Origin of the sequence: Virgisporangium aliadipatigenens, from assembly GCF_016863615.1 — a bacterium.
GTDB lineage: Bacteria > Actinomycetota > Actinomycetes > Mycobacteriales > Micromonosporaceae > Virgisporangium > Virgisporangium aliadipatigenens.
The window spans coordinates 210,178-232,780 of record NZ_BOPF01000019.1 but is presented as its reverse complement, the minus strand read 5'-3'; the positions used below and the strand labels follow the sequence as shown (position 1 = coordinate 232,780).

The window sequence follows — 22,603 nt, the reverse complement described above, 5'->3', positions numbered from 1 at the left end:
GTCGGAGATCGACGGCTGAATAATCCAGCGGTGCGTGTACACCGCTGGACGCTGGCCGCCGCCGGGATCTACAACATCCTGTGGGGCGCCTACGCGGCGCTCGACCCGCAGTGGCTGTTCCGGGTGGCGGGCATGCCGCCGGACAACCATCCGCAGATCTTCATGACGCTGGGCATGGTGCTGGGCGTGTACGGGCTGCTGTATCTGGAGGCGGCGCGGCGGCCCGAACACGGGTTCCCGATCGCGGCCGTGGGGCTGCTCGGCAAGGTGCTCGGGCCGGCGGGCTGGCTGTACCTGTACGCCACCGGCGAGTGGCCGTTGGCGTCCGGGGTCATCCTGCTCACCAACGACCTGATCTGGTGGGTGCCGTTCGCGTGGTACCTGCGCGACGCCTGGCCGCACTGGCGAGCCACGCTGTAGGACGCCCGCGGGCTACGCGCGCATCACCGTCGCGATCGGGATCCGGGCCGCCCGCACCGCCGGGATCAGCCCGCCGAGCAGCCCGGCGACCAGGCCCGCCACGACGCCGGCCACCGCGGCCTGCCACGGGAAGACGATGTTCTGCAGGAACGGCTCGGGCCGGTGCAGCAGCGTCACCCCGATGCGCAGCGCCGCCGCGCTGAGCCCGATGGCGAGCGCCGCCGTGAACAGGCCGGTCAGCAGCGTCTCGGCGAGCACGATGCCGGCGAGCAGGGTGCGCGGCGTGCCGACCGCGCGGCGCAGCGCGAACTCCTCGACCCGTTCGCCGACGGTGGCGAGGCCGACGTTGAGGATGCCGGCGACGCCGATCAGCAGCACCAGCGCGGCGAGCCCGAGGAACACCAGCCGCAGGAGCTTGAGCTGCTCGGCGATGTTCTTGCGGACGTTGATCACATGGGTCTGCACGCTGTTGTCGGCGACGCCGGCCGAGACCAGCCGCGCACGCAGCACCCGTTCCACCTCGCCGGCCGTCGGGGCGAGCATCACCTGCATCGAGCCGCGCACCCACTCGGCCTGTTCGGCCGGCCCGGGCAGCCAGTTGAACAGGTCCTCCGACCACACGTACGCGGTCGGCTGGCCGTTGCCGTCGTCGACCACGCCGACGATCTGCGGGGTGGGATTGGCGGTGGTGCCCTCGACGTGGAGTTCGGCGGGAACGCGGTGCCGGGCCAGGCCCTCGGCCGCCTCCCGGTTGACCACGATCCGTGGGGACATCGACGGGCTGCCGGTGAAGTCGAGCCACCGGCCGGCCTCCACCTGGTACGGGATGAACCGGCGGACGTCGCCGGTGAGCACCCGCAGCTCCAGCTGGATGGCGGCGCCGCGCGGGGCACCGGTGTCCGGGCCGACGTCGATCGGCCGGCAGAAGCCCTGGTCGTCGCAGGCCATGCTGACGGCCCCGCCGCCCTCGGTGGCCCACGCCGGCCCCTGTGCCGAGTCGTTGAACGGCGCGCCGCCGGGGTTCACCGGCTGGGTGTTCGGCTCGCCGATGATGGCACTCGTCGACATCTGCGCCAGGGCGTCGCCGCGCCCGCGCAGCGTCTCCAGCACCGCGGCGGCGCCCTTCTCGGTCGGCGGGAAGTACATCTGGACGGTGCCGTCCTTGCCGAGCTGCAGTTCCAGGTCGGCGAGGGCCGCCTGACGCACGATCTCCGCGCCGGCCTGCACCACGACGACGGCGAGCACGCCCAGGAAGATGCTCACCATCGACAGGGCGGTGCGCAGCTTGCGGGCCCGGATGCCCTGGCCGCCGATGATGAGCGCGGAACGCATCCGCCCCGACAGGCGGATCACGAGTGCACCACCGGCAGCGCGGGCACGGTGGGCGCCGCCGGTTCGGGGAGCACCGGGGCGAGCACGCCGTCGGTGAGCCGCACGACGCGGGCCATCTTCGCGGCGTGGTCGCGGTCGTGGGTGACGAGGATCAGGCCACAGCCGCGTTCGGTGGCGGCGAGCAGCGCGTCGATGACGAGGTTGCCGGTCTCGGTGTCGAGCGCGCCGGTGGGCTCGTCGGCCAGCAGCACCCGCGGGTCGCGGACCAGCGCGCGGGCGATCGCGACGCGCTGCTGCTCGCCGCCGGAGAGCTTGGCCGGGCGTTGCTTGGCGAGGTGCGCGATCTGCACCTGTTCCAGGGCGGCCATCACCTTGGCGCGGCGGCGCCGGCGGGGGAGCCAGCCCTGGCCGTTGACGAGGGCCATCGCGACGTTCTGGGCGGCGGTCAGGTGCTTGAGGAGGAAGAAGCGCTGGAACACGAAGCCGAACGAGGCGCTGCGCAGGGCGGCGGCCCGGCGTTCGGGCAGGCGGGTGATGTCCCGCCCCTCCAGCAGGTAGCGGCCGCCGTCCGCGCGGTCGAACAGGCCGATGACGCTGAGCAGGGTGCTCTTGCCCGAGCCGGAACGGCCCAGGATCGCCACGCTCTGGCCGGACTCGACGGTCAGGTCGACGCCGTCCAGGATGGTGCGCGGCTTCTGCTGGCCCTTCAGGGTTTTGGTGATGCCGTCCAGTTCGATCAGGGTCACCGGGGGGCCTCCGACGATGCGGCGCCGGGCTTGGCGGGCTCGCCACCGGGGAGGTTGGGTCCGGGGACCGCGATCGTCTCGTCGCCGTTCAACCCGGACCTGATCTCGATGACCTTGCCGTCGGAGAGGCCGAGGGTCACCTCCCGGGTCTGGCGGGTGCCGTCCGGCCCGACCACGTCGACCCGGCCCTTGCCCTGGCCGCCGGCGACGGCCTCGACCGGCAGCACCATGACGTTGCTCGCCCGCGCGGTGACCAGCTCGAGCCCGACGGCCGCGCCGTTGATCAGCTTGACGTCCGACGGCGGAACGCACACGACCCGCATCCCGGTGGGCTCCGACGGCTGGGTCTCGTTGCCCGGCGGCGGCACCTTCACCGGCCCGGCGGAGGGCGACGGGCCCTGCGACGGCGCGGGCGGCTCGGGGACCGTGCCGGCCGGCAGCGCCGCGATGGTGCCGAGCACGGTGCACTTGAACGGCCCCGGCCCGTTGCGCACCTGCGCCTGCACCTCGGCGAGGGCGTCGGAGACCTGGTACGCCTGGCCGCCGTCGATGTCGGCCACGATGCCGTAGCCCACGTGCCGGCCGGTGACGATCGGCATGCCCTGCGGCACCGTGGCGCGGTCGTCGGTGAGCCGCCCGGCGAAGACCGACCCGGCCGGGAGTTCCACGTGGTTCGGCTTGTTGCCGGCCCAGACGGTGGCGACGCGGGTCGGTTTCGTCGGCGTGCCGGTCGGCGCCTTCACGTCCAGGTAGCGCACCTCGCCGGCGACCGGGGACACCATCCCGAACACCGGGTTGACGGTGACCTTGCCGGTGAGGGTGATCCGGTTGGTCAGGTCCTGGCGGGTCGGTTTCACCGTGGTCTGCACGGCCCCGTGCTGCGCCAGCGACGGCACGTCGCTCTTCTCCGGTGGGTCCGAGCAGGCCGCGACCACCAGCACCGCCGCCAGCCCGAACGTGCGACGCGCCAACCGCATGGAGCCTCCTCGCCGAATGCATTCCGCCGAGGTTTAGGACGCGCCGTACCTCACATCTGGTTGCCGTCCTCGGGGGAACTCGTCGGCCGAGGTGATAACGGCCGATGTACCGTCAGCCGACGGCACCGGCCGGGCCGGCGAGACTCTCGTGCAGCCGGCGCAACCGCCGCGCCACGTCGGAGCCCGGCTCCGGCCGCAGCACCATGAGGCGGGGACTGCCGGCCGGGCCGGGCACCATGTCGCAGTTGACCTCGATGGTGCCGGTCACCGGATGCACGAACGTCTTGCGCATCGTCCGGAACCGGTACACCTCCATCGTCGTCCAGTAGCCGGCGAACTCCGTGCTGGCCTCGCGCAGTTCGGCGACGAGCCGGGCGGCGTCACCCGCGCTGCCCTGTTCGGCGACGACCCCGCGCAGCTCGGCGGTCCAGCCGCGGCCGATCTCCTCGTGCTCCTCCGGGATGTTGTGCGCACGGGTGCGCGGGTCCGTGAACCACCGCCACGCCATGTTGCGCTCACGCCCGGGGCGCCCGACGAAGTCGCCGAAGAGCGCGACGCTGAGGGCGTTCTGGGCGAGGACGTTGGTCTCCGTGTCGAGCACGTGCGCCGGCGTCGCGTCCAGACTGTCCAGCAGGAACAGGATGGACGGGTCGACCTGCCGTTCGGGGGCGGGTGCCGGGGCCGGGTGGCCGGCGAGCCGGTACAGGTGGCTCGTCTCGTCCGGATCCAGTTGCAGAGCGACGGCCAGCCGGGCGATCACCGCCGCGGACGGGTTGGTGGCGCGGGAGCGTTCGAGGCGTTCGTAGTAGTCCACGGACACGTCGGCGAGCGTGGCGACCTCCTCCCTGCGTAGGCCCGGAGTGCGCCGCAGGCCGCCGCGAACCAGCCCGGCGCGTTCCGGGGCGAGCGCCTGACGCCGCACCTTCAGGTACTCGCCCAGCCGGTCGGTCTCGACGCCGTTCATGATTGACATCCTCGCAGCCGATCCCGGACCCGGCGAGGGGGCGGCCGCGGCTACAGCATGGTGGACATCGGTTCGTCGACGCCGAACAGGGCGCGCCCGTGGTCCTCCTCGGCCAGGTACGCGTTGAACTGCGGGTGACGGGTGCCGACGGAGACGTCGCGCCAGCGCCGCTGCAACGGGTGGGCAAGCGTGAAGCCGCTCATGCCGCCGAGGTCGAGCAGCCGCTCCATCGCCTCCCGGCACCGCCGCGCGCTGGTGGTGATGATGGTCCGTAGCTGGATCCGGGCGGAGAGCGATTCGGCGTCCCCGGCGTCGACCGCCGCCGCCACGAACGACAGGTCGCGCTCGGCCTCCTCGATGAGCCGGGTCGCCTCGCTGAACCATTGGCGGGCCAGCGCGGAGTCGCTGATCCGTCGATACCGGGAACCGTACGGCTTCCGGTCGCCCTGGACGACGGGGCGCATGTCCTCCCACGCGCCCCGGGTCGCGCCGACCAGCGGTGCCAGCATCGCCACGACGCCGCCGGTCTGCGTCGCGGGCCGCACCGAGAAGCCGGCCGCCGGCTGTATCCGCCCGGCGGGCACCGCGACCTCGCGTGCGACCAACGTGTGGCTGCCCGTGCCGGCCATGCCGGCGACGTGCCAGTCGCGTTCGACCGTCAGCTCCCGCGTGGGGACCAGGACGGCGTAGAAGCCGCCCTGCGCGGGAGCGATCAGGAACGCGTAGTCCGCGTCCTCGCAGCCGGAGGTGAACTGCCAGCGGCCCGACAGCACCAGCCCGTCGGCGACCGGCCGCACCTCGGCCCCCCGCGCCGCGCCGGAACCGGCCACGATCGCGTCCGGCTCGGCGAGCAGCAGTTCCCGAGTGGGCTCCGGCATCGTCCCCAGCAGCACCGCCTTGGCGCCGGCGGTCAGCCCCGTGATCCACGCCGTCGAGGCGCAGCCCCGACCCAGTTCCCGCAGAACGGCCAACTGGGTACGGACGTCGGCCGCGCCATCGGCGGAGCGCGGGACGGCCATCGCGAACAGGCCCGCGTCGCGGACCGCGGCGATGCTCTCCGGTGCCGGACGCCGATCCCGTTCGGTCCGCTCGGCGTGCTTTTCCAGGGTTTCCCCTACGCTGCGCGCGACGTCCGGCGACACCACGCGGGTGGTGGACGCCATCAGCGCGCACCCCACAGGATCCGGCAGGCATAGGGCAGGACGTACGAACCGTCCGCGCCGCGGTAGTCGTCGAGCAGGTCGAGGAGGACCTCGCGGACGTGCGCCAGCCGTTCGGCGTCGAGGTGCCCGGCGACCGGCCCGAGAAAGACCGGGTCGTCGGCGAAGTCCCACAGGGCGTCGCGGTCCGCAAACTCGACCGGCCAGCCGAACGTCTCACCGTTCACCGTGAGGCCGGCGTCGCGCAGCCACGCCTCACGACGGCCGGGCATCGCGTACTGTTCCTGCCGCCGCAGTGCCGCATCGATCGCCGGCGGAAGCCATTCGCGCAGGCCGGTGACGAGCGCGTAGGAGATGAGGTTCTCCGTCGGCGCGGCCCATGCGGCGATCGCGAAGGTGCCGCCGGGCCGCAGGACGCGGGCCACCTCGCGGGCCTCGGCCCGTGGGTCGGGCACGAAGCTGAGCACGCCGAAGCGGGAGACCACCGCGTCGACGCTGCCGTCCTCGACGTCCAGCTTCCGGCTGTCCATCGACGCGAACCGCGCACCGTCGAGGCCGCGCGCGACCGCTTTGCGCGCCGCTGCCGCGACCATCGTGTCGGCGGCGTCCACGCCGAGCAGCCGGATTCCCGGGTCGCGTTCTCGCAGGGTCAGTCCCGGCTCGCCGGTTCCGCAGGCGATGTCCAGCACCGACGCCCCCGGCGCGAGAGGGCCGAGCCGTTCGCCGATCCGGTCGGTGACCGGTTGCCAGGTGGGCAGGATGCGGTCGAAACTCGCGGCGAGTTCGTCGAAGTCGAAGTCCGTGCCCACGTGCTTCCTTTCGAAGAGGCGTCGTTACCGGCCCCGGGACCTTACGGCGGCGGCGCCCGCCCTCCCTCGTCCCGTGGTGCCCCGGTCCGCCAGACCGGGGCACCACGTCGGGTGCGACTCCTTGGATGCGTGACACGCACTATGTGCGTGACACGCATCTAGCCGCTATGGTGGGGGCGTGGACGAGGAACCCCGGGACATGCGCTCCCGCAACAAGCTCGCCGTGCGCGAGGCGATCGGCGAGGCCGCGCTCCGGCTCGCCGTCGAGCAGGGGCCGGGCGCGCTGAAAGTGGTGCGGGTGGCCGACATCGCCTCCGCGGCCGGCGTGGCGCCGCGCACCTACAACAACTACTTCTCCAGCCGCGAGGAGGCGATCTGCGCCGTTCACGCGGGACAGGCGCGGCGGCTCGGGAAGGCCCTGCGGGCCCGGCCGGCCGGTGAGTCCTTTGTGGACGCTGTCGTCGCGGCCGTCGTGGAGACGTTCGCGACGCCGGAGCCGGACCGGGCCGGACTGGCCATGATCATGCGAACCCCGGAGCTGCAGGGCGAGGCGCTCAAGGCGTTCACCATGGCGGAGGAGCCGCTCGCCGAGGCGATCGCGGAGCGGACCGGTGTGACCGCGGGCGATCTGACCTGTCAGGTGCGCGCCGCCGCGATCGCCGGTGCCGTGCGCGTCGCCGGGCGGCACTGGCTGGACACGACGTCGCCGCCGCCGTTCGCGACCGTGTTGCGCGCCGCGCTGAAGAGTGTCCTATGAGGACGGTCAACCGGATCGGGCTCGGGGCGCTGCGCCTGGTGCTCGGCCGCGCCGTTCCCACGCCCGACGAGGCCGTCACGCTCCTGCGCGAGGCGGTCTCCCTGGGCGTCGACCACATCGACACGTTCGCCGCGTATCCCGGTGCGCACGAGCTGATCCGGCGCGCGCTGGCGCCCTACCCGGACGACCTCGTCATCACCACCAAGACGCTGCTGCAGACGCCCGCCGCGGACTTCGCCGGGCAGGTCAAGGAGGATCTGCGCCGCCTCGGGCGGGACGCCCTCGACCTCGTGTACCTGCGCGCCGGCACCGTCACGAGTGCGCCGGGCGGCGAGCCGGTGGGGGAGCGCTTCGCCGCACTCGTCGCGCTGCAACGCGAGGGGCTGATCCGGGAGATCGGGCTCAGCAACGTGGATGCCGCGCAACTGGCCGAGGCGCAGGCGATCGCACCGGTCGCCGCCGTGCAGAACAGGTTCCACATCCACGACACCGCCGACCGCGCGATGGTCGACCACTGTGGACGGTCCGGGATCGCCTACGTGCCCTTCTTCCCGCTCGGCGGCGGCCCCGTGCCGCTTCGGCGCGACCGGCTCGCCCCGGTCGCCGCCCGCCTGGGCGTCACCGTCGAGCAGGTGGCTCTGGCCTGGCTGATCGCCGTGTCACCGACGACCCTGCCCATCCCGGGCACCGGTTCCCTCGAGCATTTGCGGTCGAACGTCATGGCGGGCGCCATCCGCCTCCCCGCCGAAGAGCTCGCCGCACTGTCCACAGTGGACTAGCCGGTGAACGGGCCGCTCACGATCCTCGCCCGGCGTACGAGCGGTCGAGCTCGTCCTCGACGAACGCGTGCCTGGCCAGCGTCAACGCCGGGACGGCCGCCGTGAGGGCGACGGCGAGCAGGAACAGCAGCGGCAGGGTCCACCCGTCGCTCACGTCGCGCAGCAGCCCGACGAACAGCGGACCGAGCGCGCCGAGCGCGTACGCGACCCCCTGGGCGAAGCCGCTCAGCGCGACGGTGCCGTCCTGGGTCCGGGTGCGTTCGGTGATGAGCACGAGGCAGACCGGGAACAGGATCGACCCCGAGCCGATGAGCAGCACCCAGAGCAGGGTGAGTGTCGCGGGGGCGAGCAGCAGGCCGAGGTAGCCGAGCACGAAGCCGGCGACACCGACGGCGATCAGCCGGCTGGCATCGCGCGGCCGCGTGACGAGCAGGGGCGCGACGAGCGCGATGGGCGCGCTGATGATGCCGGTCACGGCGAGCAGCACCCCGGCTTCGGTCGGCGTCGAACCGGCGACGTCGCCGAGGATCTCGGGCAACCACGCGAAACACGCGTAGGTGAGGATCGTGCTGGTCGAGAAGACGACGGTGATCGACAGGGCCACGCGTGAGCGCCACAGTCGCGTGACGAGGGTGGTGGGCGGGGACTCGCCGGTGTCGGCAGCCGACAGCCGTCGGCGGCGCTCCCGCCCGATGATGACGAGCCACGGCGCGAGCGCGACCACCGAGGTCACCGCCCAGATGCCGAGCGCGAACCGCCATCCGACCCGCTCGGCGACCGGGGCGGCGGCCGCGGCGGGCAGGGCGGTGCTCACGCCCACGATGCAGACGTAGACGGCGGTCAGCAGCGCTACCCGGTCGGGGAAGTAGCGCCGCACGATCGGCGGCAGCAGCACATTGCCGATGCCGGTGCCGGCGAGCGCGACGACGCTGCCGACGAGCAGCACCGCGTAGCCCGGGGCGACCGCGCGCACGAGATGGCCGAGGGTCATGAGCAGCAGCGCCAGCACGATGCCGCCGTCGAGGCCGACGCCGCGGGCGACGCGTGGCGCGACGAGGCCCGATACCGCCAGCAGGATCGGTGGCAACGTGCCGAGCAGCCCGACGCCGAGGTCCGACATCGGGATGTCCACCCGGATGTCGTCGAGGATCGGCGACATCACCGCGACCGTCTGGCGCAGGGTCAGCGCGACCAGCACGATGCCCAGCAGCGCGACCACGCGACCCGCCCACATGGTAAGGGGCCTATCCGCAGGCATCTCCTTACTCTAGTGCTCCGGCCGGGCTCCTGATCATCATGGTCAGAGCGAACCCCAGGCGGCGGCCCGGTCGCGCAGTTCCCGCTCCACCGCGGTCAGGGCCGTGCTGCCCGGGCCGGCCCGCTGGGTCGCCAGGTACAGCGTGTTCAACGGCTGGACCTGCGGCCGGTGCAGCTCCACCACCGCCCCGGAGGCCAGCGCCGCCGTCGCCAGGTAGCGCGGCAGCACCGAGATCCCGGCACCGGCGACCACTGCGGCCAGCACCGCCCGCAGGTCCGGCACCACCACCGCCACGTCGTTCGGCGGGCGCCGCCCGAACTCGGTGCGCCAGTAGCGGCGCACGATCGGCAGCTCCGGGGCGAACGCGACCAGCGGCAGGTGGGACAGCGCCCGCACCGGATCGGTCGCCAACCGGGCCGGGTCCACGCCACGCACCAGCGCCGGCGGCCCCACCAGCACGAACTCCTCGTCGATCAGCGGGACCGCCGACAGTGTGCGGGCCGTCGGCCGCACCGCGGAGACCACCAGGTCCAGGTCGTCGCGGGACAGCGCCGCCAGCAGGTCGTCGGCGACCCCGCAGGTCACCAGCAGCCGCACCCCGCGCGCCGCCAACGGCGCGAGGGCCGGCAGCACCCGCGCCGCCAGCAGGTCGGCCGGGCCGCCGAGCCGCACGGTGCCGGCGGCGTCTACCGCACCGTCGCTGTCGACCGCGTCGCGCAGGCCGTCGAGGTGCGGTCCCACCCGCCGGGCCAGTGCGTGCGCCGCCGCCGTGGGTGTCGTGCCGCGCGCCGAACGGACGAACAGCGGTGCGCCGAGCCGGCGTTCCAGGCGGAGGAGCTGGCCGCTGACCGCCGGCTGGCTCAGGCCCCGTGCCGTCGCGGCAGCGCTCAGCGACCCCCTCCGGTAGATCTCGAGGAACGTCGCCAGCAGGTCCAGCTCAGCCATAAGAACTGTTATAGCTCTCGACCACGCTGTCCTAACGTCGTGGATAGGCTTCGAGCATGACCAAGATCCTGATGATCGTCTCCGCCGCGCACGAGCTGCGACTGGCCGACGGCACCGCTCACCCCACCGGCTACTGGGCCGAGGAGGTGGCCGAGCCGCATCGCATCCTCACCGGCGCCGGCGTGCGGGTCGACATCGCCACGCCCGGCGGCCGCGTGCCGGCCCCTGACGCCGCCAGTCTCCAGGGCGAGAACGCGCACCTGCGGGACTACCTCGATGCGATCGACGGACTGCGTGCGCCGCTCGTCCTCGCCGAGATGAAGGCCGCGGACTACGACGCCGTCTTTCTGCCCGGCGGGCACGGGCCCATGCAGGACCTCGCCACCGACGCCGACCTCGGCGCCCTGCTGCACGATGCCAACGCCCGCCACCAGCCCGTCGCCGCGCTCTGCCACGGGCCGGCCGCGCTGCTGAGCACGACCACCACCGACGCCGGGTTCGCCTACGCCGGCCGCCGTCTCACCGTCTTCACCGACGCCGAGGAGCGGGCCGGCGGCCTGGGCGACACGGTGCCGTACCTCGTGGAGTCCCGCCTGCGGGAGCTCGGCGCGATCGTCGAGGCAGGAGCCGCCTGGAGCAGCACCGTCGTCGTCGACGGCACGCTCGTCACCGGCCAGAACCCGCAGTCCAGCGCCGCCGTCGCGCAAGCCCTGCTGGAACTGCTTCAGGCCGGCGAGCGCGACGCATAATCCCGCAACCCGGGAACTTCTCGGGCGCGCGCTCAGATCTGCGCGAAACCGCCGTCGACGGCGAAGTCGGTGCCGTTGACGTAGCTGGAGGCATCGGAGGCGAGGAAGACGGCCGCCGTGGCGATCTCCTCGGGTTCGGCCAGCCGGCCCACGGGAATCGTCGCGGCGGCGGCGGCGAGATGCTCCGGCGGCAGCAGGTCGATCAGGCCCTGTGTGCGGACCCCGCCCGGCGAGAGCGTGTTGATGCGGTACTGCCCCGCCTTGGCGCCGTGCGCGAGCCCGCGGGCCAGGTTGCGGATCGCGGCCTTGGTCGCCCCGTACACGGGCAGGACCCACTGCGGCCGCGTGGCCGCGGTCGATCCGGTGAGGATGATCGAGGCGCCCGGGGAGAGCAGCGGCATCGCCTTCTGCACGGTGAACAGCGAGCCCTTGACGTTGGTGTTGAACATGGCGTCGAACTGCTCCTCGGTGATCTCACCCAGCGGAGCGGCGATGCCGATGCCGGCGTTGGCGACCAGGACGTCGATCCGGCCCGCCTGTTCGGCCACCGTCGCATAGAGCGCGTCGAGCTCGTCGAGCCGGCCGACGTCGCAACGGATCCCGGTCACCTGCGGCCCGAGTTCGGCCTCGGCCTTGTCGAGCTCCTCCTGGCGGCGGCCGACGGCGAAGACGCGCGCACCCTCGGCGTGGTAGGCCCGCGCGATGGCCAGCCCGATGCCCGCGTTCCCCCCGGTAACGACCGCGACCTTGCCTTCCAGTACTCCCATGATCACTCCATCGCTCGTTATTGACTACGCGGTCCATAATTGAAGTTATTGACCAGGTAGTCAATATCGATCCGGTTGTTGACTATGTGGTCAATAACATAGGCTCCTCGCATGGCCCGTCCGCGTAAGTTCGTCGAGAGCGACGTCGTCAGCAGCGCCAGCGAGGTGTTCGCCGTGCACGGCCTCGCCGCTGCGACACTTGACGACCTGGTGCGGGCGACCGGCCTCGGCAAGCAGAGCCTGTACAACGCGTTCGGCGGGAAGCGGGAACTGTTTCTGCGCGCGCTCTCCGAGGACCGGGAGGAGGCGACGCGCGCCGTCTCGGAGGCGCTCGGACACGATGACGCCTCGCCGCTGGAGCGGATCCGGGGTCACCTGCTCACCATGGCGATCGAGTTCAGCGGCAGCGACCGGCGGATCTCGCTCGCCACCCGTGCGCTGGTCGAATCGACCGGTGCGGAGGACCCGCTCTCGACGGCCACGAAGGCCGGCATCGAACAGCTCGCCGGTGTCTACGCCCAATGCCTGGAACACGCGCGGGAGCACAAGGAGATCCCGGCGGACGCGAACGTCCAGTCGCTTTCGGTCTACTTCGTCGCCGTCACCCGGGGGATGGAGCTGCTCGGCCGCGCCGGTGTCGGCCGGAGCGTGCTCACCGCGGTCGCCCTCGACGCGCTTCGCGTGCTGCGGACCTAGCCGAGCTTCTCGGCGGCCCGCTCGCGGGTGTCCGGGTCGGGAGACCGCCGCGCCACCTCGACCAGGCGGGCGCGCAACGCCGCCGGCACCCGCCCGATGTCGCGCGCCAGCTTCGCCCGCGAACGCCACCCGATCAGATGCCGCACCGCCCCGGCCCGGTGCGCGTCGGTCGCCTCGGGCAGCCCGAGCGCCTCGACGATGACGCCGATCGGGATCTCGGCGAGGAGCCTGCTCGGAAGGGCCTCGTGCGAGGGGTAGCCGGAGTAGCGGCCGGTGCCCGCACCGCACCACGCGAGCAGCGCCAACGCGACGGCCGGCGCCGTGTCCCGGCCGGCGCGCACCTCGGCGAGCAGGGCGTCGGTGGCGGGCGGCCGGCCCTCGACGATCCGGTCGAGGATCGCATCCGGCAGGGGCGCCTTCGCGCGCCAGTCCCGTAGCGCGATGGCCCGTTCGGCCTCGTGCGCCGCCCGCGCCCGCTCGCCGGTCTCGTGCCTCTCCAGCGGGCCGGGTACGCCCTGCGCGGCGAGCCAGCGCAGCAGGGCGGGGCCGTCGCGCAGTTCGGCGTCGGCGGGGTAGCCGTCCCAGCGGATCGTGGCCGCGTGGTGGTAGCCGACGGTCGCGATGCGCACACCGTCCACGCCGGCGAACTCGATCCGCAGGTCGCCCAGGCACGCGCACACCATGTCGAGCACGACCTCGACCGCCAGCGCCTCGCGCAGCCCGGCGAGGGCCGCGGCGTCGGTGGTGTGATGCACCGGCTCGCCGTCGACCGTGCGCACGGCCGCGGACGTGGCCCGCGCGAGAAGAGCGTCGAGGTCGGGCATCCCGCGAAACTACCGTGCGCGTGGCAGGATGCCCCGGGTGACCACTCCGATCGCACCGTGGAGCCGGGAGTCGTTCCAGGACACGGGAAGCCGGGCCGCGATGACGCTGATCGCCTACGCGGACGGCGACGTCGTCGGACCCGACTTCACGCTCCGCGGGCGCACCCCGAGGGGCGTGCCCGTCGACGCGCTCGACCTGCGGGGCCACCGGCACACGGACAGCCCCGAATGGGTGGACAACTGGCGCACCGGCGCCCTGCGCAACATCGCCGCGCAGCAGGGACTGCCCGAGCTGGACCGGCTCGACCGGGCACCGATGTGCTACTCGGTCAAGGTGGAACTGGCGGACCCGCCGGACCTGACCCACCTGCAGCTCGCGTGGGCGGCCGCGCAGGCACTCGCCGAGGCGGGGGCGTTCGCGATCCTCGACTGCTATGCCTTCAACTGGTACACCGGCGCGCAGGTGGCGGCGCTCGCGCCGGACCGGCCGTTCAGCGTGCAGGACGAGGTGAGCCTGATCGCCGAGACCGAACCGTCGCCCGGCTTCGGGCACCCGGTGCACACCCGGGGGATGATCAAGTTCGGCCGGCCGGACCTGATCGCCGGCGTGCCCGCCGAACGGATCCAGGAGACCGGCGCCATCCTCAACCACCTCGCCCGGATGCAGGCCGACGGGCACCTGCTCGTGCCGGGGCAGCTGCTGCGCTTCGACGACGGCCGCCGCACGTTGACCGTCGAGCCCTACGAACCGGCCGGCGACGTGCCGGACGTCGTGCTCGCCAACGACGGGCTGCTGTTACGGGACCGGTAATCGGCGTGCCGCACTACTGATTTGAATTGCTGAATGGCTGCACTAGCCTGTGCCGATGTCGACAACGATCCCGGCCGAAGAAACGACCGAGCGATCGGAGAGTCCCACGCCGGCGAGACTGTGGCACGACCGCGTGCCGATGTGGCTGCTCACGACGTTGCTGGTGCTGACCGGCCTCTACGTGGTGACCCAGGCCGACCGCTACGGCCACACCTACGACGAGGCGTTCCAGGACGAGTACGGGACGGCGACCTACCGCTGGTATTTCAGCCTCGGCGAGGACACCAGCTTCCTCAACTTCGACCCGGTGCTGCACATGCCCGAGCACGGGCCGGTCTTCGAGTTCCTGGTGGCCTTCGCGCAGTTCACCTTCGGCGGCGCCGACCACTGGTACGTGCGCGCGCTGGTCTGCGGGATCGGCGGCGCCGCCGGGATCGTCGGGATGGCCCTGTGCGGCTACGAACTGGGCGGCTGGTGGGGCTCGTTCCTGGCGGCCGCCGGCCTGGCCCTGTACCCGCGCTACACCGGCGCCGTCTTCAACAACTCCAAGGACATCCCGCTCGCCGTCGCCATGATCTTCATCCTCTGGATGACGCTGCGGCTGCTGCGCCGCTGGAACACCGGACGCGAGTGGATACTCGACAGCCTGCTGCTCGGCGTGGTGATCGGGATCGGCGTCTCCGTCCGGATCAACGCCCTGCTGTGGCTCGGCGTCGTCGGGCTCGCCGCACTGGTCTGGTGGGCCCGGCACGGGCGGGCGGCCGTTCGCGAAAAGGCCTGGTGGCCGGAGCTGCGCAAGCAACTGCTGGCCGGCCTGGCGATCGGCGCCGCCACGTACCTGACGATCATCGTCACCTGGCCCTACATCGCGCTCAACCCGGTAAGCGGACTGCCGGACGTGCTCAAGAACATGTCGGCGTATCCGTGGGACGGCAACATCCTCTTCAACGGCGAACTGGTGCACGCCTCGACCCGGCCGCGCGACTACGTGCCGCGCTGGCTCCTGGTCGCCTCGCCGCTGCCGACCGTGCTGCTCGCCCTGCTCGGCACCGGGCTGATCGTCGCCGACCTGGTGCGCCGCCGCCTGACGGACCTGCGGGTGCTGGCCGGCGCGGCGCTGTTCTTCGTGCCGTTCGTGCTGCTGCTGGTGACCCGGCCGGTGCTGTACAACGGGCCGCGGCACTTCCTGTTCATCGTTCCCGGACTGATCCTGCTCGGTGCGTATGCCGTGCAGCGCACCGCCGGGGCCCTGGCCACCACCCGTGCCGCGTCGGAACGGGCCCGGTACGTCGTCGCCGCCCTGCTCGTGGTCGACCTCGTCGGCGGCTACGCGCACTCGGTCGTCGCCACGGTGCGCCTCTACCCGTACGAGTACGTGTACTTCAGCCCGATCGTCGGCGGCTACGCCGACGCCCGGGGCAAGTGGGAGGGCGATTACTGGGGCAGTTGCCAGCGTTCGGCGATGGACTGGTTGCTGGCGAACCGTTTCCGCTACCCGGTGCCGAACGAGCCGCCCTCGATCGGCGGTTTCCCGTACGGCAGCCCCAGCATCCCGCCGGGCTGGAGCCCGGTGTACGCCGCGGAGGGCGACTACAGCATCGACTACGAACCCTGGCCGCTGCCGCCGGGCTACGAGGTCATCCACACCGTCGAGGTCGACGGCCTGCCGCTGTGCAACGTCGGCCGGCGGATGTCCTACTCCTGAACGGTCCCGTCAGGTCGCGGTGAAGACGACGGCGCGACCCGCCTCGGCGGCCCGTCCGTAGAACTCCCGCACGTCCTCGAAGTTGCTCCACGTGTACTCGAAGTCGGCGTCGTCGCGCGCGCCCGTGTATCCGGCGCCCAGGCCCTCCAGGCGGGTGCGCAGCCAGTCGCGCGCGACCTCGCGCAGCGCGGCGGCCACGTCCTTCACCTCCGTCGCGCTGACGTACACGACGTACCAGTCGTCGCTGAGGTGACGGCCGCCGAGCACGGCGTGCGAGAGCGGGTAGGCGCCGCCGTCCGGGTCGAGCGTGCCGTCGGTGAGGCAGCGGTGGATGGCGTCCCACGCCTGGTCGGTGTCGGCGGAGTAGCGGCCGTCCGCCCAGTTTTCCTCGAACTCCTCGATGAGGTCGCGCACCGAATCGTCGCTGCCGGACTCGTCGGCGTCCAACAGGGCGTGTTCCTGATCGGGCGACAAGGCGAAGAACACGCCCATCATGCTCATGAGGAAGATAGTACGTGTCCGAAAGACACCGGTACCTCCAGAACCGTCGCCATCGCGCCGTCGCCGTCGACGAGATGTTCCTCCAGGGTGGGGCCGCTGATGCGGACGGGCCGGCGGTGCAGCCAGTCGAACAGGTCGTGGCCGGCGCGTACCACCCCGCGGCCCGGCGGCACCACCACGCGGACCACGCGGCGCGCGGGGAGGGTGAGGCGTTCCCCGCCCCGGGCGGTCTCCACCGCCGCCGCGAACCCCTCCGTCGGGCGGCCCTCCAACCAGGTCAGCAGGACGCTCGGGCGCGCACACGCCAGTTCCCCCGGATGCTCTACAAGGAAGTGGCGGACGCGGAGGTGGCGCGGCCCGACGGTGGTCTCCTGGGGGAGGATCGGCGGGGCGGCGGCCAGGTGCTCCCGCGCGGCGGCGAGCGCGGCGGACCTCGTGGCGATCTCGCGCCGCAGCTCCTCGACCGTCTCGGCCAGGGCGTCGCGGACCTGGTGCTCGGGCGCGTCGAGCAGGTCGGCGATGCGGCGCAGGGGCAGGCCGAGGCGTTGCAGCCCGCGGATGCGTTCGAGGCGGGTCAGCTCCGCGACGCCGTACCAGCGGTAGCCGGTGGCGCCGTCGACGGCGGCGGGGCGCAGGAGGCCGATGCGGTCGTAGTGGCGCAGTGTGCGTTCGGATACGCCGGCCATGTGTGCCAACCGTCCGATCCGCCACATCCGCCGCACCGCCTGTCTCTTGACCCTCGCGCCGCGTCAGGGTTTTAGCGTCCGCGCCATGACCACTGTGAATCGCGGTGTGGGTGTGCTGCTGCTGACCTCGTTGACCGCCATGATCGCGGGCGCGGCCGTCGCCGTGCCATCGGGATTGACCCTGAATCCGTCGGACCTCGGCGCCACGCTGGGCGCCGTGCACGACCGGGTCGCGCTCCATCTGGTCGAACTGGCGTTGGACGTGCTCGGTTGGCTGGCCCTGACGGCGGCCGGGCTTCTTGTGACGGGACGGCCGGCGGGTGGGCTGTTGGCGGCGGCCGGGCTCGCGGGGTTGCTGCACGACGCGGGCAATCTCGCGGTGACCCAGCTGACCGGGGAGCCCGCCGCCGCGCTGGCGGTGCTGCTGCTGGCCAAGTGGACCGTGAACCTCGCCGGGCTGTTGTGGGTCGCCGCGACGGCGTTCGCGCGTCCGGGGTGGGGCGGCTTGGCGGCGTGCGTCTCCGGCGCGGCCGCCGTGGTGCTGCCGTGGACGAGCGGGCTCGCCGGGCCGGGCCCCGCCGTGGAACAGCTCGGGTACGCCCTCCATCTGCCGATCATGATCTGGTGGGGCGGGTACGGGGTTAAAGCGCTTGCCGGGCGGTCGGATGTCGGGGATGGTGGTCGGCATGACGTTCTGACGGGTCCCCTCGGCTGATTCCCTTTCTCTGCGCGAAAGAAGAGCGTCGTTGTTTCCCCAGACCTCCGCCACCGTGAAGGTGTTCGCCGCGCCCGGCAGTTGGATCGAGTCCGACGCCCTGCGCCAGTGCGACCAGGTCGCCGCCCTCGACGGGATGCTGCACGTCGCGGGCATGCCCGACCTGCACCCCGGCAAGGGCGCGCCGATCGGTGCCGCCATGTCCTCGACCGTGCTCTACCCGCACCTCGTCGGCTCCGACATCGGGTGCGGCATCGCGGTGTTCCCGTTCGCGCTCAAGCGGGCGGTGCCGGAGAAGCTCGCCGGCAAGTTCCCCGATCTCGACGTGCCGGTCGACCCGGACGACGAGGTCTGGTCCTATGTGGACGATGACATCCCGGGCGGCTTCACCGAGAGCCTCGGCACCGTCGGGCGGGGCAACCACTTCGTCGAGCTGGCGAAGGTCGGCCAGGTGCTCGACGCCGCGCATGCCGCGCGCCTCGGCCTGGCGGCCGGTGACCTGGTCCTGATCGTCCACAGTGGATCGCGGGGCTTCGGCGAACGCATCCTGCGCACCCACACCGAGGTGCACGGCGCCGGGCCGGCCGTGGATCCGGCCGCCTACCTGGCGGCCCACGACGACGCGGTGCGCTGGGGTGCGCTCAACCGGCGCCTGCTCGCGACCCGCGTCGCCCTCGCCCTGGGGGCCACGCCGTCGCCGCCCGTCGTCGACGAGTGCCACAATTCCGCCGAGGTAGTGGCACTGGACACGTTCGACGGAAAGGTCTACCTGCACCGCAAGGGGGCGGCGCCGGGTGACGGCCGCGACGTGCTGGTCGCGGGGACGCGGGGGACCCCGTCGTACCTCGTGCACGGCCACGCGGGCGCGGCGGCGGGTTTCTCGGTCGCGCACGGCGCGGGGCGCAAGATGTCGCGCGCCGACGCGCTCAAGCGGGGCAAGGCCAAGCACACCGTCGAGGAGTTGCGCCGGACCCCGGTCGGGTCGTACGTGGTGTGCGGGGACCGGCAGCTGCTGTTCGAAGAGGCGCCGACGGCCTACAAACGCATCGAGCAGGTCATCGCGGACCTGTCGTCGCACGGTCTCGCAACCCCCGTGCTGTCGACGGTCCCGCTGGTCACCTACAAGACCGCAGAAACGACTCCCCGCCGCCGCCGCTGAAGATCAATGTGAATCCTGTTGCGCGACACGCCGGCACAGCCGCAACAGAATTCACATTGATCTAGGGGCGCAGGTGCTCGGCGATCGCGGCCATGTCGCGGGCGCCCAGGCCGGCGGCCACCGCTGCCGCCACCGCCGCGCGGTTGGCCCGCGCCTGGGGGGTCGGTACGGCCACCCGGTCGGCGAGGGCGAGCAGCAGGTCCAGGTCCTTGCCGACCAGGTCGAGCGTGAACGCGGGTGCCGTCTCGGCGGGGTTCACGAAGGCGTCGCGTTTGTACTGGACGAAGGGCCCTCCGGCGACGCTCGCCGCGAAGACGTCGTACGCGGTCTCCCGCGGTACACCGGCGGCCTCGGCCACCACCAGGGCCTCGGCCACGGCCTGGTTGAGCGCGTGGACGATGCCGTTGACGGCGAGCTTGACCGTGGCGCCGGCGCCCGACGGTCCGATGTGGACGATCCTGGCCGCCAGGTGCGCCAGCGCGGGACGCGCCGCCTCCAGGTCGGCCGCGTCGCCGCCGGCGAGCACGGTCAACCCGCCGGCCTCCACTGTGGACACGCTGCCGGAGACCGGTGTGTCGAGGTGGCGGGCGACCAGGGCGGCCATGGTGCGCGCGGTGCGCGGGTCGACGGTGCTGGTGTCGGCGACGACCGTTCCACTGTGGACACCCGCCGCCAATCCGTCCGGACCGCCGTAGGCCGCCTCGACGGCCGCGTCGTCCGCCAGCGACACCAGCACGACGTCGGCGCCCACCGCGGCCTCACGCGCGGTGGGCGCGACGTCCGCCCCGGTCGAGCCCGCGACCGCGGCGGCCTTCTCCGCGGTCCGGTTCCACACCTTCACGGGAACGCCGCCGGCGCGCAGCCGCCGTACCATGGCCGCGCCCATGCGTCCCGCGCCGACGACCGCCACTCTCACGTCAGCAGCCACCCGCCGTCGACGGCCAGTTCGACACCGTTGACGGCACCGTTGCGCAGCAGGAACTCCACCGCGTCGACGACCTCGTCCGTGGTGGCCAGCCGGCGCAGGGGAGTGCGCACCACGACATGGTCCAGCGACTTGCCCTCCCAGGTCGGCGTGTCGCCGATGATGCCCGGGTGCACGCCGTTGACGCGGATGGGCGCCAACTCGACGGCGAGGGTGCGCACCAGGCCGCTCACGCCGCCGTTCACCGTGGTGACAGTGGTCGAACCGGGGTAGGGGCGCTCCTTGGCGAGTCCCCCGAAAAGCACCACCGACGCCGACGGGCCCATCCGCGGCAGCAGCGCGTGCACCACCTCCGTGTAGCCGACGAGCTTCAACGTCACCAGCCGCAGCGCCTTGGCGACGTCGTAGTCGACGGCGGTGTTCTGGTCGCGTTCGATGGCGGCGATCACCAGATGGTCCACAGTGGACACACCGGCCAGGGCCTCGGCGATCGTCGTGGGCTCGGCGAGGTCGAGTGCGATCGCGGTGACGTTCCCCCCGATCTCCTTGGCGACACCGGCGGTCCGCTCGGGATCGCGGCCGGTGATGACCACCTCGTCGCCTCGTGCCGCCGCCTTGGCGGCGATCGCCTTCCCGATCCCCGCCGTGCCACCGATGACAACGATCGTGCTCACGTCGATTCCCCCAACGCCTCGCGCAGATAGTCCCAGTCGCGCACGAACCTATAGGAGTACCGCCCCGGCGGCTGCGGCGACTGCGTCTCCAACCAGCGCAGCACGCCGCCGCCGGCGTTGCGGAACCCGTGCACGCAACCGACGCCCGCCCAGGCCACATCGCCCGGCCCGAGCGTGTACTCGATCCCGTCGAACGTCGCCACACTCGTGCCCTCGAGGAACAGATACGTCTCCTCGAACGGGTGGTCGTGCGGCCCGGCCGTCCCGTCCGGCTCGTACTGCACCATGAACATCGTGGTGAGCCGCGCACCGAGGTCCGAGTCCACCATCATCTTCACGGTGATGCCGCTGTACACCAGCAGGGCGGTGCGCATGCTGGCCGAGACGGCGAGCATGCCCTGCTGCTGCTTCGTGGCGTCCATGTGGGCCGGCGTGATGTTGCCGAACCGGCGCACCCGCGGGTCCCGCACGTCGACCGGCACGGGCTCGTGCGGCTCCCACGCCGGCACCGCGATCGTGTCGCCGTCGAAGCGCGCGCGGGGCACCGGCCCCTGCATCTCGGCCCAGCGCACCGGTGCGTCGGAGTCGTTGCGCCAGGCGTGCCCGACGCCGACGGGCAGCAGCGCGTAGTCCCCGGGGCCGAGCCGCACGGCGCCGTCGGCCGTCTCCAGCACACCGCTGCCGTCGAGCACGTACACGCTCTCCTCGAACGAGTGCACGTGGCTTCGCACCGCGCCGCCGGGGTCCAGCACGCAGACGTTGAATCCCGTGTGGACACTGCCGGCGGCCTCGGTGACGACGGCCCAGCGTCGATATCCGTCACCGAGGTCGGTGTACTCGGCATCGGCGGCCCGGGCCACGATGTGAAGGCTCACGCGGCTACCGGTTTCGTCGCCGCGACGAGGTGTTCGGCGGAGTTCTCGACGAGGGTGCGTGCGCGGGACACGTCACCGAGCAGTTTGAAGTCCCGCTTGCGGAACTCGCCGTCGACCAGCACGGCCTCCACATTGGACACGTCGGCCATCAGCACCACGGCCGCGACGGGGTCGTGGATCGGCGTCATGTTGATGGCCGTCGCGTCGAGCAGCACGATGTCGGCGCGCTTGCCCGGCGTCAGCGAACCGGTGCGCGACTCCAGCCCGGCGACGTGTGCCCCGTTGATGGTGGCCGCCTCCAGCATCTGGCGGGCGGTGGGCAGCCCCTGCGCCGGTTCGTTGCGCTCCCACCAGACGGCGTTGATGCGCGCCCGGTCCGCCCCGAACGCCGCCCGCATCTGCGTGAACATGTCACCCGGCACGGTCGTCACGACGTCGATGGAGAGGCTGGGCCGCAGCCCGTACTCGGTGGCCTTCACGACGGGCGGCCAGCCGTGGCCCATCTGCACCTCGACCTGAGGCGCGATGGAGACGGTCCCGCCGGAGTCGGCGACGAGCTGCCATTCCTCGTCGCTGAAGTAGCAGCAGTGGATGTAGGTGACGTCGGGGCCGAGCAGGTTCAGTTCGGACAGTGCCTTGATCATGCCGAACCGGCCGGCCAGCCGGCCCATCGCGACGTGCACGGTGACCGGGATGTTCAGCTCGCGGGCGAGGCGCCACTCCGCGGTCACGACGTCGTTGACGCAGAACCCCGTCCCGCGCGTGGCGAGGCCCATCGTCAGCAGCTGGTCGTCGGAGGAGAAGTAGGCGCTGCGCACCCGACGCACGTCGTCGCCGGGGATGCTGAGCTTGCTCTCGAACCAGTAGTCGGCGAGCGAGGTGTTCGCGCTGCCGTAGGCGTACTGCGCGCGGATTCCGGTCTCCTGCAACGCCTGCACGGCCGCGTCGGGATGTTCGGGGGTGTTGTTGATGTGCGACCAGTCGACGAGCGTGGTGATGCCGGCGTTGAGGCATTCGAGGGAGCCGGCGAGGTTGCTGGCGTACACGTCCTCCGGCCGGTACTTCGGCGCGAACGTGTCGAGCACCTCGACGAAGTAATCGTCCAGGGTGGCGTTCGGGGCGCAGCCGCGGATGGCGGCCTCCCAGGTGTGCCGGTGGGTGTCGACGAAGCCGGGGATGACGATGCGGCCGGTGGCGTCGACCACCTCCGCGTCGGCCTCGATGTGCGGTTGCACGGCGACGATCTTTCCGTCCTCGATGAGGATGTCGCCGCTGTCGAGGTCCCCGACTGCGGGGTCCATGCTGATGATCCGGCCGCCACGTAAGAGGATGCGGTTGCTCACGGACGATCACTCCCTTGCGATCGCTG

The 22,603-nt window shown here is 72.3% G+C and carries 25 protein-coding genes; 9 read left to right on the top strand and 16 right to left on the bottom strand.

What is annotated here, in order from left to right:
- Window positions 1-420, top strand: a 420-nt coding sequence (locus Val02_RS25615) for a hypothetical protein (protein WP_203901746.1), incomplete at its 5' end; no start/stop codon positions are given.
- A 12-nt stretch (window positions 421-432) separates the two neighbouring features.
- Here the strand turns inward: Val02_RS25615 and Val02_RS25610 are convergent.
- From Val02_RS25610 to Val02_RS25585, 6 genes are all read right to left on the bottom strand, one after another.
- Window positions 433-1,773: an ABC transporter permease gene (locus Val02_RS25610; RefSeq protein ID WP_203901745.1), complete on the bottom strand. Its 1,341-nt coding sequence runs from the start codon at window positions 1,771-1,773 to the stop codon at window positions 433-435.
- Window positions 1,770-2,498, bottom strand: a complete 729-nt coding sequence (locus Val02_RS25605) for an ABC transporter ATP-binding protein (protein ID WP_203901744.1) — start codon at window positions 2,496-2,498, stop codon at window positions 1,770-1,772. Before Val02_RS25605 ends, Val02_RS25610 begins: the two co-directional genes overlap by 4 nt.
- Window positions 2,495-3,475 carry a permuted SH3 domain-containing protein gene (locus tag Val02_RS25600; RefSeq protein ID WP_203901743.1) on the bottom strand — a complete coding sequence of 327 codons (981 nt, stop codon included), beginning with the start codon at window positions 3,473-3,475 and terminating at the stop codon, window positions 2,495-2,497. Before Val02_RS25600 ends, Val02_RS25605 begins: the two co-directional genes overlap by 4 nt.
- Before the next feature lie 112 nt (window positions 3,476-3,587).
- On the bottom strand, window positions 3,588-4,439 hold the full coding sequence (locus Val02_RS25595) for a helix-turn-helix transcriptional regulator (RefSeq protein ID WP_203901742.1): 852 nt from the start codon (window positions 4,437-4,439) through the stop codon (window positions 3,588-3,590).
- Window positions 4,440-4,489: 50 nt separating this feature from the next.
- The gene (locus Val02_RS25590; protein WP_203901741.1) at window positions 4,490-5,602 is read right to left on the bottom strand and encodes an acyl-CoA dehydrogenase family protein; all 1,113 of its coding nucleotides are present in this window, start codon (window positions 5,600-5,602) and stop codon (window positions 4,490-4,492) included.
- Window positions 5,602-6,408, bottom strand: a complete 807-nt coding sequence (locus tag Val02_RS25585; RefSeq protein ID WP_203901740.1) for a class I SAM-dependent methyltransferase — start codon at window positions 6,406-6,408, stop codon at window positions 5,602-5,604. The genes Val02_RS25590 and Val02_RS25585 overlap by 1 nt, the downstream gene beginning before the upstream one ends.
- 178 nt (window positions 6,409-6,586) lie before the next feature.
- On the opposite strand from Val02_RS25585, the gene Val02_RS25580 reads away from it, so the two are divergent.
- Both Val02_RS25580 and Val02_RS25575 read left to right on the top strand, forming a co-directional pair.
- Window positions 6,587-7,165, top strand: a complete 579-nt coding sequence (locus tag Val02_RS25580; protein WP_203901739.1) for a TetR/AcrR family transcriptional regulator — start codon at window positions 6,587-6,589, stop codon at window positions 7,163-7,165.
- Window positions 7,162-7,944 carry an aldo/keto reductase gene (locus tag Val02_RS25575; RefSeq protein WP_203901738.1) on the top strand — a complete coding sequence of 261 codons (783 nt, stop codon included), beginning with the start codon at window positions 7,162-7,164 and terminating at the stop codon, window positions 7,942-7,944. The genes Val02_RS25580 and Val02_RS25575 overlap by 4 nt, the downstream gene beginning before the upstream one ends.
- A 16-nt stretch (window positions 7,945-7,960) precedes the next feature.
- Here the strand turns inward: Val02_RS25575 and Val02_RS25570 are convergent, their stop codons facing one another.
- Both Val02_RS25570 and Val02_RS25565 read right to left on the bottom strand, forming a co-directional pair.
- Window positions 7,961-9,178, bottom strand: a complete 1,218-nt coding sequence (locus Val02_RS25570; RefSeq protein WP_239153325.1) for an MFS transporter — start codon at window positions 9,176-9,178, stop codon at window positions 7,961-7,963.
- 66 nt (window positions 9,179-9,244) lie between these two features.
- Window positions 9,245-10,147 (bottom strand): LysR family transcriptional regulator, encoded by a 903-nt coding sequence (locus Val02_RS25565; protein ID WP_203901736.1) that lies wholly within the window; start codon window positions 10,145-10,147, stop codon window positions 9,245-9,247.
- Window positions 10,148-10,203: 56 nt separating this feature from the next.
- Between Val02_RS25565 and Val02_RS25560 the strand changes: the two genes are divergently transcribed.
- Window positions 10,204-10,896: a type 1 glutamine amidotransferase domain-containing protein gene (locus Val02_RS25560; protein ID WP_203901735.1), complete on the top strand. Its 693-nt coding sequence runs from the start codon at window positions 10,204-10,206 to the stop codon at window positions 10,894-10,896.
- Between the two features lie 32 nt (window positions 10,897-10,928).
- On the opposite strand, the gene Val02_RS25555 is transcribed toward Val02_RS25560, so the two are convergent.
- Entirely contained in the window at window positions 10,929-11,663 is a 735-nt protein-coding gene (locus Val02_RS25555) for an SDR family NAD(P)-dependent oxidoreductase (RefSeq protein ID WP_203901734.1), read from the bottom strand.
- Window positions 11,664-11,774: 111 nt separating this feature from the next.
- On the opposite strand from Val02_RS25555, the gene Val02_RS25550 reads away from it, so the two are divergent.
- On the top strand, window positions 11,775-12,359 hold the full coding sequence (locus Val02_RS25550; protein ID WP_203901733.1) for a TetR/AcrR family transcriptional regulator: 585 nt from the start codon (window positions 11,775-11,777) through the stop codon (window positions 12,357-12,359).
- On the opposite strand, the gene Val02_RS25545 is transcribed toward Val02_RS25550, so the two are convergent.
- The gene (locus tag Val02_RS25545; protein ID WP_203901732.1) at window positions 12,356-13,183 is read right to left on the bottom strand and encodes a hypothetical protein; all 828 of its coding nucleotides are present in this window, start codon (window positions 13,181-13,183) and stop codon (window positions 12,356-12,358) included. The two genes, Val02_RS25550 and Val02_RS25545, sit on opposite strands and share 4 nt — an antisense overlap.
- A gap of 37 nt (window positions 13,184-13,220) precedes the next feature.
- Here Val02_RS25545 and Val02_RS25540 point away from each other — a divergent pair, with 37 nt between their 5' ends.
- Entirely contained in the window at window positions 13,221-13,994 is a 774-nt protein-coding gene (locus Val02_RS25540; RefSeq protein ID WP_203901731.1) for a hypothetical protein, read from the top strand.
- A gap of 55 nt (window positions 13,995-14,049) precedes the next feature.
- Window positions 14,050-15,699, top strand: coding sequence for a glycosyltransferase family protein (locus Val02_RS25535; RefSeq protein ID WP_203901730.1), 1,650 nt, complete (start codon window positions 14,050-14,052; stop codon window positions 15,697-15,699).
- A 9-nt stretch (window positions 15,700-15,708) separates the two neighbouring features.
- Here the strand turns inward: Val02_RS25535 and Val02_RS25530 are convergent, their stop codons facing one another.
- On the bottom strand, window positions 15,709-16,200 hold the full coding sequence (locus tag Val02_RS25530) for a YfbM family protein (RefSeq protein WP_203901729.1): 492 nt from the start codon (window positions 16,198-16,200) through the stop codon (window positions 15,709-15,711).
- On the bottom strand, window positions 16,197-16,913 hold the full coding sequence (locus tag Val02_RS25525) for a MerR family transcriptional regulator (protein ID WP_203901728.1): 717 nt from the start codon (window positions 16,911-16,913) through the stop codon (window positions 16,197-16,199). The genes Val02_RS25530 and Val02_RS25525 overlap by 4 nt, the downstream gene beginning before the upstream one ends.
- Window positions 16,914-16,971: 58 nt before the next feature.
- Between Val02_RS25525 and Val02_RS25520 the strand changes: the two genes are divergently transcribed.
- Together Val02_RS25520 and Val02_RS25515 are read left to right on the top strand one after the other, a co-directional pair.
- The gene (locus tag Val02_RS25520; protein ID WP_203901727.1) at window positions 16,972-17,601 is read left to right on the top strand and encodes a hypothetical protein; all 630 of its coding nucleotides are present in this window, start codon (window positions 16,972-16,974) and stop codon (window positions 17,599-17,601) included.
- A gap of 10 nt (window positions 17,602-17,611) precedes the next feature.
- Window positions 17,612-18,760 carry an RNA ligase RtcB family protein gene (locus Val02_RS25515; protein ID WP_203901756.1) on the top strand — a complete coding sequence of 383 codons (1,149 nt, stop codon included), beginning with the start codon at window positions 17,612-17,614 and terminating at the stop codon, window positions 18,758-18,760.
- 61 nt (window positions 18,761-18,821) lie between these two features.
- Here the strand turns inward: Val02_RS25515 and Val02_RS25510 are convergent, their stop codons facing one another.
- Genes Val02_RS25510 through Val02_RS25495 form a run of 4 tightly spaced genes read right to left on the bottom strand, consistent with a single transcriptional unit; the run spans window position 18,822 to window position 22,577 of the window.
- Window positions 18,822-19,676, bottom strand: a complete 855-nt coding sequence (locus tag Val02_RS25510) for an NAD(P)-dependent oxidoreductase (protein WP_203901726.1) — start codon at window positions 19,674-19,676, stop codon at window positions 18,822-18,824.
- Entirely contained in the window at window positions 19,673-20,359 is a 687-nt protein-coding gene (locus Val02_RS25505; RefSeq protein WP_203901725.1) for an SDR family oxidoreductase, read from the bottom strand. Before Val02_RS25505 ends, Val02_RS25510 begins: the two co-directional genes overlap by 4 nt.
- A complete protein-coding gene (locus tag Val02_RS25500; RefSeq protein ID WP_203901724.1) occupies window positions 20,356-21,234 on the bottom strand; it encodes a cupin domain-containing protein in 879 nt (292 codons plus the stop codon). The genes Val02_RS25505 and Val02_RS25500 overlap by 4 nt, the downstream gene beginning before the upstream one ends.
- The gene (locus Val02_RS25495; protein WP_203901723.1) at window positions 21,231-22,577 is read right to left on the bottom strand and encodes an amidohydrolase family protein; all 1,347 of its coding nucleotides are present in this window, start codon (window positions 22,575-22,577) and stop codon (window positions 21,231-21,233) included. The genes Val02_RS25500 and Val02_RS25495 overlap by 4 nt, the downstream gene beginning before the upstream one ends.
- Window positions 22,578-22,603: the final 26 nt, after the last annotated feature.

Coding starts and splice junctions, on each gene's coding strand:
- Val02_RS25600 (WP_203901743.1), bottom strand. CDS start 3,475: ATGCGGTTGGCGCGTCGCACGTTCGGGCTGGCGGCGGTGCTGGTGGTC.
- Val02_RS25595 (WP_203901742.1), bottom strand. CDS start 4,439: ATGAACGGCGTCGAGACCGACCGGCTGGGCGAGTACCTGAAGGTGCGG.
- Val02_RS25590 (WP_203901741.1), bottom strand. CDS start 5,602: ATGGCGTCCACCACCCGCGTGGTGTCGCCGGACGTCGCGCGCAGCGTA.
- Val02_RS25575 (WP_203901738.1), top strand. CDS start 7,162: ATGAGGACGGTCAACCGGATCGGGCTCGGGGCGCTGCGCCTGGTGCTC.
- Val02_RS25570 (WP_239153325.1), bottom strand. CDS start 9,178: ATGTGGGCGGGTCGCGTGGTCGCGCTGCTGGGCATCGTGCTGGTCGCG.
- Val02_RS25565 (WP_203901736.1), bottom strand. CDS start 10,147: ATGGCTGAGCTGGACCTGCTGGCGACGTTCCTCGAGATCTACCGGAGG.
- Val02_RS25560 (WP_203901735.1), top strand. CDS start 10,204: ATGACCAAGATCCTGATGATCGTCTCCGCCGCGCACGAGCTGCGACTG.
- Val02_RS25555 (WP_203901734.1), bottom strand. CDS start 11,663: ATGGGAGTACTGGAAGGCAAGGTCGCGGTCGTTACCGGGGGGAACGCG.
- Val02_RS25550 (WP_203901733.1), top strand. CDS start 11,775: ATGGCCCGTCCGCGTAAGTTCGTCGAGAGCGACGTCGTCAGCAGCGCC.
- Val02_RS25545 (WP_203901732.1), bottom strand. CDS start 13,183: ATGCCCGACCTCGACGCTCTTCTCGCGCGGGCCACGTCCGCGGCCGTG.
- Val02_RS25535 (WP_203901730.1), top strand. CDS start 14,050: ATGTCGACAACGATCCCGGCCGAAGAAACGACCGAGCGATCGGAGAGT.
- Val02_RS25530 (WP_203901729.1), bottom strand. CDS start 16,200: ATGAGCATGATGGGCGTGTTCTTCGCCTTGTCGCCCGATCAGGAACAC.
- Val02_RS25525 (WP_203901728.1), bottom strand. CDS start 16,913: ATGTGGCGGATCGGACGGTTGGCACACATGGCCGGCGTATCCGAACGC.
- Val02_RS25520 (WP_203901727.1), top strand. CDS start 16,972: ATGACCACTGTGAATCGCGGTGTGGGTGTGCTGCTGCTGACCTCGTTG.